This is a genomic window from Liquorilactobacillus oeni DSM 19972 (assembly GCF_001436275.1).
Taxonomy (GTDB): Bacteria; Bacillota; Bacilli; order Lactobacillales; family Lactobacillaceae; genus Liquorilactobacillus; species Liquorilactobacillus oeni.
Genome location: NZ_AZEH01000025.1, coordinates 125,712 through 141,877 on the forward strand (window position 1 = coordinate 125,712; position 16,166 = coordinate 141,877).

The 16,166-nt window shown below is 40.2% G+C and carries 12 protein-coding genes; 1 reads left to right on the forward strand and 11 read right to left on the reverse strand.

Annotation, left to right across the window (positions count from 1 at the left end):
• Nucleotides 1–117 precede the first annotated feature (117 nt).
• From FD46_RS03395 to FD46_RS03445, 11 genes are all read right to left on the reverse strand, one after another.
• Nucleotides 118–834 carry a demethylmenaquinone methyltransferase gene (locus FD46_RS03395; protein WP_057895876.1) on the reverse strand — a complete coding sequence of 239 codons (717 nt, stop codon included), beginning with the start codon at nt 832–834 and terminating at the stop codon, nt 118–120.
• Nucleotides 835–1,269: 435 nt separating this feature from the next.
• Complete coding sequence (guaB, locus tag FD46_RS03400) at nt 1,270–2,754, reverse strand: IMP dehydrogenase (RefSeq protein WP_057895783.1); 1,485 nt, start codon at nt 2,752–2,754, stop codon at nt 1,270–1,272.
• A gap of 408 nt (nt 2,755–3,162) precedes the next feature.
• Nucleotides 3,163–4,395, reverse strand: coding sequence for a dihydrolipoamide acetyltransferase family protein (locus tag FD46_RS03405; RefSeq protein ID WP_057895784.1), 1,233 nt, complete (start codon nt 4,393–4,395; stop codon nt 3,163–3,165).
• A 12-nt stretch (nt 4,396–4,407) separates the two neighbouring features.
• Nucleotides 4,408–5,439 carry an alpha-ketoacid dehydrogenase subunit beta gene (locus FD46_RS03410; protein WP_057895785.1) on the reverse strand — a complete coding sequence of 344 codons (1,032 nt, stop codon included), beginning with the start codon at nt 5,437–5,439 and terminating at the stop codon, nt 4,408–4,410.
• Nucleotides 5,440–5,465: 26 nt separating this feature from the next.
• Nucleotides 5,466–6,434 carry a thiamine pyrophosphate-dependent dehydrogenase E1 component subunit alpha gene (locus FD46_RS03415; RefSeq protein ID WP_057895786.1) on the reverse strand — a complete coding sequence of 323 codons (969 nt, stop codon included), beginning with the start codon at nt 6,432–6,434 and terminating at the stop codon, nt 5,466–5,468.
• 38 nt (nt 6,435–6,472) lie between these two features.
• The gene (lpdA, locus tag FD46_RS03420) at nt 6,473–7,828 is read right to left on the reverse strand and encodes a dihydrolipoyl dehydrogenase (RefSeq protein WP_057895787.1); all 1,356 of its coding nucleotides are present in this window, start codon (nt 7,826–7,828) and stop codon (nt 6,473–6,475) included.
• A gap of 312 nt (nt 7,829–8,140) precedes the next feature.
• Nucleotides 8,141–9,913 carry a sigma-54-dependent Fis family transcriptional regulator gene (locus FD46_RS03425; protein WP_057895788.1) on the reverse strand — a complete coding sequence of 591 codons (1,773 nt, stop codon included), beginning with the start codon at nt 9,911–9,913 and terminating at the stop codon, nt 8,141–8,143.
• Nucleotides 9,914–10,243: 330 nt separating this feature from the next.
• A complete protein-coding gene (locus FD46_RS03430) occupies nt 10,244–11,059 on the reverse strand; it encodes an SPFH domain-containing protein (protein WP_057895789.1) in 816 nt (271 codons plus the stop codon).
• Between the two features lie 20 nt (nt 11,060–11,079).
• Nucleotides 11,080–11,430, reverse strand: a complete 351-nt coding sequence (locus FD46_RS03435) for a hypothetical protein (protein ID WP_083479361.1) — start codon at nt 11,428–11,430, stop codon at nt 11,080–11,082.
• Nucleotides 11,431–11,509: 79 nt separating this feature from the next.
• Entirely contained in the window at nt 11,510–14,413 is a 2,904-nt protein-coding gene (locus FD46_RS03440) for a DEAD/DEAH box helicase (RefSeq protein ID WP_157047082.1), read from the reverse strand.
• The gene (locus FD46_RS03445; RefSeq protein ID WP_057895791.1) at nt 14,410–14,826 is read right to left on the reverse strand and encodes a (deoxy)nucleoside triphosphate pyrophosphohydrolase; all 417 of its coding nucleotides are present in this window, start codon (nt 14,824–14,826) and stop codon (nt 14,410–14,412) included. The genes FD46_RS03440 and FD46_RS03445 overlap by 4 nt, the downstream gene beginning before the upstream one ends.
• 131 nt (nt 14,827–14,957) lie before the next feature.
• Here FD46_RS03445 and FD46_RS03450 point away from each other — a divergent pair, with 131 nt between their 5' ends.
• The gene (locus tag FD46_RS03450) at nt 14,958–16,148 is read left to right on the forward strand and encodes an ArgE/DapE family deacylase (protein WP_338040979.1); all 1,191 of its coding nucleotides are present in this window, start codon (nt 14,958–14,960) and stop codon (nt 16,146–16,148) included.
• Nucleotides 16,149–16,166: the final 18 nt, after the last annotated feature.

The following is a 16,166-nucleotide window of genomic DNA, read 5'->3' on the forward strand; positions in this document are numbered from 1 at the left end:
ATAAATTTTTACCATAAATAAGCGCAATGAAACAGTAAAACGACTTATTTTTCACATGATATTCTTGGAGCAAAACAAAAAATAGTTTTTCTAAGCGCTATTGCAGAAATTGCTGTTTCAACTCTTTTTATAACCAATATGCAAAGCACCGGCACCCAAGTTAAACAGTCTGTAGCTAACATCTACTGCCCCTGCTGCGATAAACATCCCTTTCAGCTGATCAGGAGTCGCAAATTTTTCAGATGTTTTATGCAGATAATCATAATCTGCATATTTGTTGCCCTTTAACTTAGCAAGTATCGGCATAACCTGCAGATACATCTTCCAGCCGCACTCAATAAAACGATTAGTCGGATGTGAAGTTTCTAAGCTGGCAATTACCCCGCCAGGTTTAACTACCCGCAGCATTTCACGCAAGACTTGGTTAGCATCAGGTACATTTCTCAAGCCAAATCCAATTGTTACTGCGTTAAAATGATTATCCGGATAATTCAGCTTCATGACGTTACCATGCACTAAAGAGATGCTTTTCTCCAATTGATTATCACGAATCTTCCGTTCAGCAACTTTAAGCATTTCTTTACTAAAATCCATCCCAATAACACTTCCAGACATCCCTGCTGCATGAGCAAGCATTATTGTCCATACTCCGGTACCACAACATAAGTCCAAAATATTCATTCCTGGTTTCACTTTTAAGGTTTCCATCGTTTTTTCCCGCCATTTTTTTTGCGTTCCTAAACTGATCAAGTCGTTCATCTGATCATAGTTGGAAGCTACCCGGTCAAATAGCAGGTTTACCTGTTTTTCTGGAGTTTTATTAGTCAATACCAATTGCAAAACCAACCTTTCTGCTGGATGAATCAAAGTTGTTAATTTTTTAAAACGCAATACCGCTTGTTCTCATATTGTAACACTCGTTATGTCTGAATTATTATAACTCTTACATAAACATCTTCATCCAGAAATTATCAAAACTTTCCGCCACATTTTTCTTAATGAAAAATGTTCGAAAAATCAAAAAAAGAAGTGTGCCAATAGTCGATAGATTTTGGGCATTAACTGCGAAATGCGAACCTAGTCCGAATTTGACTATCAGTAATTCATGGTTAAATGAAAAAGACTGACTATTGAAACACGTTAATATGGAAACTGCAAGGGAGTACAAAAAAGCTGAGCCAAAACATAAGTTTTGACCCAGCCTCTTTCGTTAATCGGTTGGTACATTCAAGAAGTGAACTTTTGCTATTATACTAGCTGAGACACTGCTTATTTGCTGTAATTAGGCGACTCTTTTGTGATTTGAACATCATGCGGATGCGATTCGCGCAGACCAGCATTAGAAATCTGTACGAACTGCGCATCATCTTGCAGCTGTTTAACATGACCGGCACCAACGTAGCCCATTCCGGCACGCAGACCACCGACCATTTGATAAACAAGGTCTGCAATACTGCCTTTATATGCAACACGTCCTTCAATTCCTTCGGGCACCAGCTTGTTAGCTTCGTTAACGCCGCTTTGGAAGTAACGGTCTGAAGAACCGTGTTTGCTATCCATCGCACCAAGGCTTCCCATTCCGCGATAGGTCTTAAAACGTCTTCCTTGATAAATTTCAGTTTCACCAGGCGCTTCATCAGTCCCAGCGAGCATGCTTCCAAGCATAACCGCAGCTCCGCCGGCTGCCAATGCCTTCACAATGTCTCCAGAATACTTGATCCCGCCATCAGCAATAATTGCTTTTCCATATTGCCGTGCTACACTTGCAGCATCATAAATTGCTGTCAGCTGCGGTACACCCACACCGGCAACAATTCTTGTGGTACAGATGGACCCAGGCCCAATCCCAACTTTAACAACATCTACACCAACATCGTAAAGTGCTTTAGTAGCCTCTGCTGTAGCAACATTGCCTGCAATCAAAGTTGCTTCAGGAAAATGTTCTCTGATTTCTTTGATCTTTCGAATCACACCGGCAGAATGACCATGCGCAGTATCAATCACAATAGCATCTGCACCAGCATCAAGAAGTGCCTGTGCACGATCGAAAGTATCACTTGTGACTCCGACTGCAGCAGCAACTAAAAGACGCCCATGGACATCCTTTGCGGCATTCGGAAATTCTACGACCTTTTCAATATCTTTAATAGTGATTAATCCGGATAAACGCCCTTTGTCATCAATTACTGGCAGTTTTTCAATCTTATGTTCCTGAAGAATAGCCTCCGCCTTTTTCAGCGAAGTCCCAACAGGCGCCGTCACTAAATGCTCCTTCGTCATAACTTTGTCAATTAAAACAGAATGATCATCTACAAAACGCAGATCGCGATTAGTAATGATTCCCACAAACTTGCGATTCTGCATTGTTTCAACAATCGGTACTCCGCTAATTCGGTATTTACGCATTAAGTTTTCTGCTTCAGCTACGCTGTTTTCAGGTGTTAAGAAAAACGGATCAATGATTACACCACTTTCAGAACGTTTTACTTTACGAACTTCATCGGCCTGTCTTTCAATAGTCATATTTTTATGGATAACGCCTAATCCACCTTGGCGTGCCATAGCAATCGCAGTTGCAGACTCAGTAACAGTATCCATCCCTGCACTGATTATCGGGATATTCAATTTTATATTTTTTGCAAGTTGTATGGTCAAATCGACATCATTCGGTAAAACATGGCTCTCTGCTGGTATTAATAGAACATCGTCAAATGTGAATCCTTTTTTTGCAAATTTTGTATCCCAATTGGACATTACTGATGCGCTCCTTTAATTATTTTTATTTTTCAACTTACCCAATTTTGAATTGAAATGCAAGCTTTCTCATCTATTTTTCAGAAAACAATTCAAAAATATGAGAAAATGGTCAAAAAAGAAAGGAACCGAGTCAAAATTCGTATTTTGACTTGGCCCTTTTCTTTTAATCTGAAATAGACGAATCAGCGTGTCTCAATAGTTAATCTTTTCCGCTTACCCACGAAATTACTCATAGTCAAATTCAGACTAGGTTCGCAGTTAATGTCCAAAATCTACCAACTATCGGCCCATTCCCCCTGATTTCTTTACAGTATACGTACCAACACTTCGCTAATGGTTATTCTTCCCCAATACCTGAATCTTTCCAGTTACATCAATAATTGTTAACACTAAGTTACATTTATTTTAAATTATCAGTGTATACGGATCTTCCAAGTAAGAGATTAATTTTGCCAAAAAGTCGGCTGCAGGAGAACCATCAATAATTTGATGATCAAAAGTCAAACTAAGCGGCAGTTTATCTGTCTGAATAACCTTTCCTGTATCATCAAGCTGCAATTCCTTTAAGAGGGTTCCCACACCAAGAATACCGATTTCCGGAGAATTAATTATTGGTGTAAAATATTCAATCCCGCTTTTGCCAAGGTTACTGATCGTAAATGTTGATCCAGCGTATAAATCGCCTGCCAAAGTGCCTTGACGTGCTCCTTCGATCACTTTGTTGAGCTGCCCGCTTAGATCAGTAAGTGTTAACGCCTGCGCATTCTTAACAACAGGTACCACCAGTCCATTTGAAACAGCAACTGCCATCCCAATATTGATTTCATCAACTTTCTTGAATTCACCGCCCTGATACCATGCATTCATATCAGGTGTTTCTTTCAAGGCTAAAATTGCAGCACGTGTAACCAAGGTTGTGATACTCAGCTGACCGTTAGTTAACGGACGTGCTACCTTTTGCTTCAGGTCTTTTCTAAAAGCCATTAAAGCCGTAATGTCCGCTTTGGCATGCAAAGTAACTTGTGCAGTATTCTGCAAACTGCCCATCATTTTTTGTGCAATTACTTTACGCATTCCTGCTAGCCCTTGACCTGCAGTACTTGAATTTGTTTGCGGTGTTTTTTCGGTCTTTGGCTGATTTGCAGCATAGTTTTCAACATCTCTTCTTGTTATCCGGTTATTTCCGCCCGTGCCTGAAATTTCACTATAATCAATTCCTTTTTCAGCAGCAATTTTACGTGCAAGCGGTGTTATAAAGATTCGTCCGTTTGCTGCAGGTGCAGATTCAGTCTCATTTTTCTTACTTTTGCTCTTTTCTTCAACTGGCTTTTTTGGAGCTGTCTCTTCAGCTGGAACAGTTTCTTTTTCTGCTGGTTCCGCATCTTCGCCAGCTTTTTCGCCTTCCTTGCCAAGATACCCAATTGGTGCTTTGCATTTGGCATCTTCGCCTTCTTTTACAACAATCTTGATTAAAATACCGTCTGCCGGTGCGTCAACATCAGCAGTTAATTTTTCTGAATTGATTGTCGCAACAGTTTCCCCTTTTTTGACTGCATCTCCTTCATGCTTGAGCCATTCGAAAACCGTTCCTTCAGTCATTGTCAGACCAAGTTTTGGCATGATTATTTCAGTTGCCATGCTTACACCCCCCTACTTTTTCAAATCGTCGATCAATTCAGCCGCAGTTTCAAGTACTCGTTTTGGACTGGGCAGATACAGCTGTTCAAGGTTAGTTGCAAATGGTACTGGAGTATTCGGTGCACAAACTGTTTTGATCGGTCCATCAAGGTAATCAAAGGCCTTATCGCCTACTACAGCTGCAATGTCTTTCGCAGTATTATTATGCGGATGGGCTTCATCAATTACAATTAGTCTGCCTGTCTTCTTCACGGACTCGATGACTGTTTCCTGATCCCAAGGTGCAACTGTCAAGAGATCGATAACTTCTGTTTCAATCCCATCTTTAGCAAGCTGGTCTGCCACATCCAATGCGACATATAACATTTTGCCGATTGTAACAATCGTCAGATCCTTTCCTTCCCGTTTAATTTTTGCCTTGCCGATCTCAACTTTATAATAATCTTCTGGAACTTCTCCCTTTAGGCCATATAACGTCTTATCTTCTGAAAAGACAACAATGTTATCATCTTCGATAGCCGAGAGTAGGAGCCCCTTTGCATCATAAGGGTTAGACGGTACAACTACTTTGACTCCTGGAATGGAACCGAACAAACCGTAATACGAGCCTGAATGCTGAGCTGCAGCACTCGCACCAGCACCATGAGTAGTCCTGACTGTCATTGGAATTCTGGCTTTGCCACCAAACATATATCGCATCTTAGAACCTTGTGCTAGAATTGTATCCAAACTGAAGCCGATAAAGTCATTGAACATTAGTTCCGGTACAGGCCGTAAACCGGTAGCAGCCGCTCCAACTGCAGCCCCCATATATCCCATTTCAGAAATCGGAGTATCAATTACCCGCTTTCTGCCATACTTAGGCATTAGTCCTTTGGTGACCCCGAAAACTCCTCCCCAAGCATCTTCATTTTCTTTTTCAAGTTGTTTAACTTTTGCTCCCCCGGCAATATCTTCTCCCAGTAAAATAACTTTGTCGTCTTTTGCCATTGCCTGGTCTAATGCTTCGTTGATTGCTTTCATAAAAGCTATTCTTCTTGCCATGATGTTGTCAGCTCCTTTCAGGTTTTTTAGTCTGCAAAAACATCTTGATACAGTGTTTCTGGTTTTGGAACTTCACTTTCTTCCGCAAATTTAATCGCATGTTCAATATCTTCTGTGGAGCTTTTTTCAATTTTGTTTGCACCAGCAGCCGAAAGAAGTTTTTTATCTACAGCATACTGACGAAATTCCTTAATGCAATCACGTTTTGCAAACGTATTTTCATCTCCAGAAGAAGCCTTATACTTCTGTTCGTCTCCTTCAAAATGCCCATAATTACGGTAAGTCAGGCATTCGATAAGCGTTGGGCCTTCGCCATTACGTGCCCGTTCAATTGCTTTTCCAGCTGCTTCATAAACAGCCATAAGGTCCTTACCATCTACTGTCTCGCTAGGAATTCCATAGGCTGGTCCGCGATCTGCAATTCTTTTAGAACCGGAAGCGTACCACTGCGGTGTTGCTTCACCAAATGAATTGTTTTCATTTACGAAAACAACTGGAAGTTTCCAAATTGAAGCCATGTTGATACTTTCATGGAAGGTTCCCTCATTAGCAGCTCCATCACCAAAGAAGCAGACCGCAACATCTTTTGTTTTCAGATACTGATTACGCAGTCCTGCACCAATGGCAATTGGAAAGCCGCCGCCGACCATTCCGTTAGCACCCAGCATTCCCTTATCGATATCGGCGATATGCATGGAACCTCCTTTGCCCTTGCATAGACCTGTTTCCTTACCGTAAATTTCTGCCATCATCTGGTTCAGATCACAACCTTTTGCAATACAGTGACCATGTCCCCTATGTGTACTTGTAATATAATCATTATCTGTCAAATGTGCACAAACACCGACTGCGACAGCTTCTTCGCCAGCGTACAAATGAACAAAACCTGGGATTGAACCTGTTGCAAAAATCTCATGGACCTCGTTTTCGAAGTTGCGAATGTCATTCATCTTTTTATATATCCAAGCAGCACGTTCTTTATTCAGTTTCTCCATGACCTTTTCCTCCTTTTATTGACAGTCCCTAGAATTTATTAATTATGAATTGCTCTTCCTACTAATGCATTAGCAGTTTCTCCAATTACTTCTGAAAGTGTTGGATGGGCAAATACATTTTCAGCAAGCTCATCAACAGTTCCTTCAGCCGCACAAACTGCCAGAATAGTATGAATCATCTCGGTTGCATCGCTTCCTACAACAACTGCGCCTAAGATCTCATGATATTTCTTTTCACTGATAATCTTTACGTATCCTTCAGTCTCAAGACTGGCAAGCGCCCGTCCATTGCCACTGAAGGGAACTTTCTTAACAACTACTTGATAGCCATTTTCTTGTGCTGTTTTCTCGCTCATCCCGAAACTGGCAACTTCAGGTTCCGTGTATACACAACGGGGAATAAGTGTTTGTTTCAAAGGAGGTTTCTTTTCTTTGCAGATTGCCTCCACAGCGTGAATTCCCTCAGCACTGGCTGCATGTGCGAGTTGGAACCCTCCACATAAATCACCAATAGCAAAAACATGCGGCATGCTGGTCTGATAATTTTCATCAACCTTGACAAATTTTTTTCTTTCATCAAGTTCAAGATCCAGTGTTTTTGCTAATTCAAGGTTAGCCTTACGGCCCGCTGCCACTAAGATTTTATCGAACGGAAACTTTGTTCCGTCCTTTAATCTGACATCCGCAGGAGAAACTTCCTCGAGCTTCACTTTCGTTTTTACTTTAATTCCCAGAGCTTGAAGCTTCTTTTTAATTATCTGGCGTGCATCTTCGTCTTCTGTCAATAAGATATCATCTGCAACTTCCAGCAATGTCACTGAAACTCCTAAAGGACTCATAGCAAAAGCCAGTTCGACAGCGATAACTCCGCCGCCGATCACCACTAGTTTTTGTGGCAGTTCTCTCATATTAAAAAAAGTATCTGTTGTCAAAAAATCAACTTTTTCCAATCCTTTGATGGGTGGAACAAAGGGATGGCTTCCAGTAGCCAAGATAATATCCTGTGCTTCAAGCACCCTTTTCCCAACTTGTAAACTGCCATCAATTCCAAAGCGGGCTTCTCCTTCAAGATACGTAATTTTATTGTTTTTGAAGAGATATTGAATACCGCCTTGAAGCGTATTGACCACTTGATCCTTTCGTTTTACCAATTTAGAATAGTCAATTTTTCCAGTTTTGATTTCTATTCCGTTTTGAGCAGCTGTTTGAGCATCAAGTATAAAGCGACTGTGTTTCAAGTATGATTTGGAAGGGATACAGCCTACATTTAAACAGGTTCCTCCAATAGACTTTTTTTCTATTACTGCTACTTTCTTGCCTTTTTGTGCAGCCTTGATTGCAGCAACATATCCGCCCGGGCCAGAACCGATTACCACGACATCATATTTTTCCATAATACATTCCCCCTTTATAAACCAGTTTTTCTAACAATTCCCTTCACTGTAATAAGTAGCAAAAGCGATGCCAACTGCAGTAAAAAAGCAGCATTTTAAAAAATTTTTTTTAACAAACAAAAAATGCATTTGTTTGCTCATTACTCTTATTTTTTACTCGTAAGTAATGCTTTTGAACAAAAAAATTCGTCTTTTTAAAATTAAAAGACGAATTTTTAAAGTCATTTTATTTACTTTAATTTCAATTACCCTAAATTCTGTAACGTGTAACACTTTTCGTTAACAATTCAATGTATTACCTGTTACATTTTGTTACAAACTGTACCTTTTCATCTTTCGGTACAGCGTTGTTCTTGAAATTCCGAGCTCCTTTGCTGTTTTAGTGATCTGGTAATGATTATTTTTCAATGCAGCCTGAATGTGCTGCTTTACAAGACTTTCTGAAGCTATCTGCGGTGTTAATTCTTTTTTGATGACACAACCCGATTCGACCAGTTCATGTAATTGTTCATCCGACGGTTCATCGTTCAGGTAAAAAAGATGCACTCTTTCCATAAAACTATTAAACTCACGAATATTTCCATACCAAGGATATCGGATCGCAAAATCGTATATTCTTTTCTGCCAATTAATCTGCCACTTTTTTTCCTCGCAATAAGCCTGTATCAGCTGCTTTATATCTGTTTTACGCGCACGCAAGGGAGGAATCTCCAGTTGGCATACGTATATCCGATAAAACAAATCTTCTCGAAACTTCCCATCAGCTACTATTTTACGCAAGTTTTTATTACTTGCTGTTATGAGGTGAAATGAAACTCTCAAAGGCTTGCCGTTAATTGGAGTTACTTGCTGCTCTTCAAGTACCCGTAAAAGAGACGTTTGCATTTTAAGAGACATACTGTCCACCTCATCTAAAAAAAGCGTTCCATGATTTGCCTGCAGTATTTTCCCCGAACTGCCTTTAAGTGCTGCTCCAGTAAACGCCCCCGGAGCATAACCAAAAAGTTCGCTTTCCAATAGGCTTTCGCTGACAGCTCCGCAATTAACCGTTATTAGCGGGCCCTCGCTGACAGCACTATTGTAATGGACTGTCTTTGCAATAATTTCTTTTCCACTCCCCGATTCTCCATAAATATGGACAGGCAGACCGCTTTTAGAAACCTTAAGTGCCTTGTGGAGAAATTGCCTGTAATTTTCATCTGTTGTCAGCACACCTGGGTAATAAAATGAATCCTTTGAGGCATCTTCATTATTGAACAGTTCAATCTGATAGCCAACAACCTGATCTTCATAACGGATCTCAGTACTATTGTAAATGGTATCCGGACCAAGATATTTTCTGATATCTTTTCCCTGCTCCAGACGATCTTCATATTGCTGCGGCAAATTGATAATCTTAAAATCAAGATCGCAAATCAGCATTTGCTGCAATTGTGAATGCGACAATAAGTAATGAAAAAGTTCTTGTTTTTTCTCCAAACTGCTTTTTATCATAATATTTGCTACCTGCTGAGCTATTACATTCAGCAGCAGCTGTCCGTCTCTTGCAGAATTATTATGATATGTTGAAATGTCCAATATGCCTAAAAGCTGTCCCTCAGAGCCAACAATCGGCGATGCCACACATCCCCACTGCCTTGAAGCTTTTGCATAATGTTCCTTCAAATCAACATATTCGCCGCTGCCAGTTCTTAAAGCAATCCCGATCGCATTAGTCCCCACATTTGTTTCAGACCAGTTAGTTCCCTCTTTAAAATACATTTCATTTGCATGGTCTTGAACATTATAAGAGCCGCTTCTCCAAAGAATGTCGCCATGTTCATCAGCTAAAATAAAAAGGTAATCCTGTAGGAAAAATTTATCTTGAAAAAGCCTGATTTGCTGTTCAACTACCTGTATCAGCTTGCTTTTTTGTTTTTGGACAATCTGCAGCTCAGAAACAGAAAGAATTTTTTCTGGACGTGTTAAAAAAGGATCAATCTCTTTTTGGTAACAAATTTCCCAAGAATGAGCAATTCTTCGGGGCAGTTCTTTTAAAGCACCCTTTTCTCCAGCAATAAAACTTTTCCACAATTGTTGTTCCATCAGCATAGCCCCCTTTGAAACCGTTTCCTATAATTTCAACTAAATTATACTATAGTTAGGCATTGCTGTGATACTAAACATACCTTTTAAAAGAGAACGTGATAGGTATCATAAGACTTTGAACAAGCTCATAACTAGATGCTTGTTCATAGAGCACGTTAATATGAAAACTGCAAGGAAGCACAAAAAAGCTGAGTCAAAACATAAGTTTTAATCCAGCCTGATTTTTATCTTGGTAGTATATGAATTAACGTATCTAAGTGTAAACTTTTACTGATGACATGCTAATTTGTCCTGTTTTAAACAAAAAATAAATAATTGCAGGCACAGCTACTTGTTATCCTGCTCAAGCATCTTTTTAATAACAGGAACCTCGCCTAGAGTCGTCATTTCATCTTTTGAAAGAACTACTAAATTAGTATTCGACTGCGCCAGTTCAACAAAAGCATGAATACTTTGATCCTTAAAATAGTTTGCATCAACTTGTGCAAGGCTCCTGCGAATCTTTTCAATACGATAGCTTTCAGCATCTGCTCTTGCCTTAGTTGCTTGCGCTTGTGCTTGTGCTGTTTCAATCAAGGCTCTGTTGCGTGCATCTGTTGTAAGCTTAATATTTTGCGCTTCACCTTGAGCCCTAGCAATCGTTGCAATTCGTTCTCGGTCTGCCGTCAATTGTTTATCCATTGCTCCTTGAATCGCAGATGAAGGAGTCAGCTCATCAATATTAACGCGGTCAACATTAATTCCATACACATTTGTAAGGTCCCCAATAGCAGCTGCCAGATCTGCATTAATTTTCGAAGTTGAACCCAAGGCATCAGTCAGTTCAAGCCGGCCGATAATGTCCCGCAAATGTCCGCGTACAAGCTGAGCCATCGATTCAACCGAATCTGTATTTTCGTAAGTGTACTTCTGTGCATTTGTTACATGGTAATTCAGTGTTACACTCGCTTGAATGTCAGCATTATCTTTAGTAATTACAGAATACTGCGAAAGCTGCAATGGCCTCATAGCCAAGTTCACGGTTCTGATTCTTTGAATCAACGGAATATAAAACTGCAAGCCGGCATTAACTGTCCGCCCGTATTTGCCAAGTGTCTCAACAAGTCCTTGGCAATTTTGCTGTACGATCTTGAATCCAAACATAGTTTTTTTCCTCCTGTTTCTCAACGTACAATTGGGCGTAACGTTAAGATATTACCATTTGCTTCTATCACAATATAATCTTTTGCCGGATCAAATTTTAAATTGCTTTCAATCAGATAACGATAGAAGATTCCTTTTACTTGTACGAGTCCATTTTCTGAGTCAACTTGACTGCCGGTCAAGGTCTGCCCAATAAACTGCCGGTTTTCCAAGGAATCATCAGTTACTTGGTCATCTTGTTTTGCAAGTTCTCTTACAATCATTGTCTGCAGCAGACCATTTACACTTTGATTTTGCTCTGCTGCCCTTTTTTCCAAGCCTTTTTTTAAATCCTGCGGGATTCGCAAAAGAAAGGCTGCTGTTTTTTCCACCAATAGCTCACCTCTTAACCTGTTTCTTATGATATCATAATGATATCGTAAAAATACTGCTTATTAAATAAAACTCTGCCTATCCTTTGCCTGTCAGTGAAAGAAACCGATTATATTGTAGGGGCATTTTCAGCCTTAGAATCATGGAAACTACACTGCGCGCCTTTTTATGCGGAACTGAGATCAGCTGTTCTGCAGCAGAATCTTTTTCAATGCTGCATTCACCGCAATAAAAGAAGCTTTTGCCTTCTGCATCGCTTTTTTTAATGAAAAGGTAAGGTTTAACGATATTTTCACCGTCCTCATCCGCTTGCAGCAGCTGCTTGACTTCAGTTGAGTATAGGTGGCGCGGACTGCGAGTATACCAGCGGATTAAAGAGGTATTAATAAATTCATTTTCATAACTTGCACTGCGCTTTTTTTCGGGATCATCTTTAAGATACGTAATAAAGATGGGACAGGCTCTTGAGCCTACGCGATACCCGTACATTGGGGCACTGACATCTTTTTCCCAATTCAAGAGCCTGCAGACATCCTTGCGTGTATATTTGCGGTACAGTGTAAAAGGCCGATCCGCTTTATAATCACGCGCTTTATACAGTCCAGTGTTTAAGGCATCTTTGAAAAGACGGCTGAATAAAGACTTTTTGGCTAAAGAAGCTTGGATATCCGCATTCAAACGATAGCTGCCGTTTTTGTGTTCCGCTATTGGCCTTTCACCATACGCCTTTGACTTAAGCTTTTTGCCAGCTTTTATTCTAAAAAAGTTCAGGTTAAGAATCTGCGACACTGATTTCAACGTCTGTTCATCGTAATAACAACTATGCTTTTTCAATAAGTTGATATATTCACTATCTGTTATCTGAGCTTGTTCCATCAGCATACTTAACAGCAATAATTCATGTCTGCGCATTCCGTTAAGCAGTTCTTTAGTAACAAAACTCAGCACTTGATCTTCATATGCGCTTAAAAAAACATTTTCTTTCATCTTCAATAAAAAATGATAGTAATTTGCCAGCAAATGGTTCTCTGCAAATACGGCAGCATCGACTGTTCCGAATTTTTGAAAATCAAATAATAATGGAATCCGTCCCAACTTTTGTTTCAGTTCCCGATAACCGTTACGTAAGGAAGCTAACGAATCCAGTTTTACAGCCTGAATTGCCTCATAAATCCGTTCCCGTGCGACCTTCGTAAAGTTAATAGTCGATAACCCAATAACTGGCGGCACAGCAAGATCTTCACGTACACTATCTTTACTGCGTGATTTGTCTCCTGTTAAAGATAGTGGTATCAAATAGTTATTTTTATAGTTGCCGATAAAATCAAGGATGGTTACAAAATCTTTTTCAGCGGCCTTACGCAGCCCGCGTCCTAATTGCTGGATAAAAACAATACTCGATTGGGTACTGCGAAGCATTACAACCTGATTGATACTCGGAATATCAATCCCTTCATTAAAAATATCAATCGTAACCAGATATTCAAGCTCCCCTTGCTCAAGCTTCAAGACAGCCTTTTGGCGGTAATCAATAGTATCTTCACCGCTCAAAGCTGCTGCGGGATGCCCCTTTTCACACAGTAGCTGCGCTATTTTCCTTGCTTCATCCTTACGGCTGCAAAAGATCAGGCCGCGAGCTTTATTACCGCTGTAACCATAGTAATTAAGCTGTTTCAGTAGATAATCAACCCGTTTTTTTGAAGCTAAAAAACGCAGTGGTGTCTGATCTGCAATAACCTTGCCTTGGTACTCATAATCTTGAATTCCAACATAGTGGAAGGGACATAGCATCCGTTCTTCAAGGGCATCCTGCAATCTGATTTCATATGCAATATTATAATCAAAGAGCTGGTAGATACTAAAATCGTCATTTCGTTCGGGTGTTGCGGTCATCCCCAGACAAAACTGCGGCTTAAAATAGGCAAGAACTTTACGGTAAGTCTTTGCTCCTGCACGATGAGCTTCATCTATCAGCAGATAGTCAAAGGTTTCTTTAGAAAACTGCTTTAAAACAGCATCCTTAGACAGTGTCTGGATCGTTGCAAACAAGTATCTTGCATTTTGATCAAAGCGGTTGCCAGAAAGTATACCGTAATCACAACTTTCTCCTCCTAAAATTCTTTTAAAACTGCTCATAGCCTTTTCCAGAATCTGCTCTCTGTGAACTACGAATAAAAGTTTTTTTGGTTTAAACTGCTGAACATCAAATGCTCCCAGATATGTTTTCCCGGTTCCAGTAGCTGAAATGACTAATCCTCTCTTGCCACCGCCCGCACGTAAATTATGCAGTTCTTTCAAAGCATCTTGCTGCATTTTGTTAGGTTTAATTTGCGGCAGCGAAAGTTTTTTTGTGGTTGCTGCTTTATTTTTGGAAGAAGAGTTTTGTGGTACATAATCCAGTTCGTAAGTCTTAATCCACGTAGAAGTTACAGGAACCGCATTTTGCCAAGCTTCTTTAAGACTTTGCCGCAATTCTTGCGTTACTTCACCATTTGTGTAAGAAGACAGCCGGATATTCCATTCATAATTAGCAAGCAAAGCAGCACGTGTCAGGTTGGCGCTGCCGATGATTGCAGAGACATAATTTTCCTTTATGTGTTCAAAAAAGTAACCTTTGGCGTGAAACCCAGATTGCACAGAAACTTTCACAGTTATATTCGGAATCTTCAATAGTTCTTTAAAAACTTTAGGCTGGTTAAAAGAAAGATAATCAGAGGTTAATATTTTCCCCTTGATGCCCTGCTTTGCTAAATCAGCTAAAACCACTTTTAAAGGAACGAGCATATCCGAGGTAATAAAAGCCACTGCAAAGGTAAAGTGCGAACAATTTTGCAACTCGTATTTAAGGTGGTCCCACACCGTATCCCCTTTTTTATTGCTAAGCAGCCTAGGGGAAAATTCCTCAGTAGCAGAATTCTTTTCCTTATCAATAAATCCTCCCAATACAGAGGAAAGCAGTTCTGCAGCAATATTTTCTGTCATCTAAGCTTTCCTTCTTTCTTCAAGTTTTTTATGAGCCGCTTAACTAAAGGAACATTTCCTGGTATCCAGTCAAGCTGAGCCAATTCATTTGGAAAAACCCACTTCAGTTTAGTATGAGCGTGCAGTTGCAGATTATAAGATAAAAGTTTTGCGTAAAAAAGTGTCAACTCTATCGTAGCAAACTCGTGTTCAATAACAGCTGTCTCAAAAACACGCTCACTGATAGAAAGCTGATCCCCTAATTCTTCTTGAATTTCTCTTTTTAATGCGGCTTGCAATGTTTCTCCAGAATTGACCTTTCCTCCTGGAAATTCCCACCTGTCTTCTAAAATGCGTCCCTTTTCACGCTGTCCTACAAGAACCTTCCCATCAGCAATTATCACTGCCGCAACAACTTTTATCTTTTGTTTCATCTTGACTGCTCCTATTTAAAAAATTATGTTTTCAGTATATCATGCTGTTTTCTTAATATTAAAATCAGAACGTTGAAACCGACTTATCATACTTATCCGTTTGGCAGCATGCTATACTAGCTTAAAAGATATTGCTGCAAGCAAAAGGAGACGTTAATGTGGAAGATAGCCAAAAAATAGCAATCTTAAAAAAAATAATTACATTTCCATCGGTTAATGGCAATGAAACTGAAGTAGCTGATTTTATAAAAAATCTCTTTAAAAAAATTCCAACTGCAAAATGCACGAAAGTCAATTACTCCCCCAACCGTGACAATCTAGTGGTCACACTCGGTGATAAGGGCCCGCTCTTGGGCTTCAGCGGTCATATGGATGTGGTCGATCCTGGGAAAGAAGCGGATTGGCAAACACCTCCTTTTCAACCTGTAATTAAAGGAAGCCGTCTTTACGGCCGAGGAGCTTCTGATATGAAAAGCGGCTTAGCAGCTTTAGTGGTTGCAATGCTTGAACTGGCTGAAGAAGATGTCTCTTTTGCAGGTCGAATCCGCCTTTTAGCCAGTATTGGAGAAGAAACTGGAGAATATGGTGCCGCTCAGTTGGTAAAAAAGGGTTATGCGGATAACTTAGCCGGACTTCTAGTCGCTGAACCTACTGATGATATGCGTGAAATAGTTTACACTGCACGGGGAGTGATTGATTATCGAGTTGTTTCCAATGGTAAAGCAGCACATAGCGCTGCCCCTCAAGATGGTATCAACGCAATCGATAACCTGTTCAGCTTCTATAAACTAGCAAAACAGCGTCTAGCAGAACTTACTGCTGCCGACCCTGTTTTAGGAAAGGTTACTCATAGCATTACCAAGATTAAAGGGGGAGAACAAGTTAACAGTATCCCTTCGTATGCCGAGTTAATGGGAAATATTCGAACAATTCCTCAATATCCAAACCATATTTTCTTTCAAGCACTCCAAAAGGTAGTGTCTGAACTAAATGAACGCCCAGGTTATGACTTGTCTATCAGCTACAGTTTCCCAGAAGAAGCGATTGCGGGCGACCCACAATCTGAAATAATTCAAGTAGCACAAAGAATCTACCAAAAACACTGGCCTCATCCTGCGATAATCAGCGGCGGGCTGGGCGCAAACGATGCTTCAGAGCTTTTACAAGCACAAGGCAACTTCAACTTTCTTGAAATCGGTCCCGGTTCTGATACTTCTCATCAAAGTAATGAATACGTAGAAATCGAAACTTATCTCAAAGCGACTGCATTTTATAAAGATTTTGCTGTGGCCTTCTTGGCACAACAGCAACGATCACTATAGCAGGCATTTTTTTTGTAT